The organism is Paenibacillus sp. GbtcB18 (genome assembly GCF_019091125.1).
Lineage (GTDB): Bacteria > Bacillota > Bacilli > Paenibacillales > NBRC-103111 > Paenibacillus_F > Paenibacillus_F chitinolyticus.
The window spans coordinates 1-348 of sequence record NZ_JAGXJX010000192.1; the positions used below are offsets into that span (position 1 = coordinate 1).

A 348-nucleotide genomic window follows, 5' to 3' on the forward strand; every position below is an offset into this window, starting at 1 on the left:
CAAAGTTGCAACTGAAGTATGCATCTGACCAATATTTAATGGATAGGTCGGGAGTATTAACGTATACACCTTTTGTAAATGGCAGCATTGCTAAGCGAAAGTCTTCCACCCATCGAATACTTGCAGCAGCACCTTCTGGTTGCCCCCAAGTGGCGAAGATTGACATATTTGATAGTGCTTTTCGGTAATAATAAGCAGTCGCTTCATTTGGTACTTCAGCAACAGCCCCGCCTAAACCGTGGAAAAATACGGAGGTGGTGGCATGGGGAGGTGAATTTTTAATAAAGTGATCAATTATGGATAGGCCTTCTTCTGGTAGGAGTTCATATACATATGGACCAACACTTT

1 pseudogene is annotated in these 348 nt (G+C 42.5%); it reads right to left on the reverse strand.

Annotated features, from left to right (window positions below):
- Window positions 1–348, reverse strand: a pseudogene (locus KVT34_RS32200) (FAD-binding oxidoreductase); the annotation flags it as partial.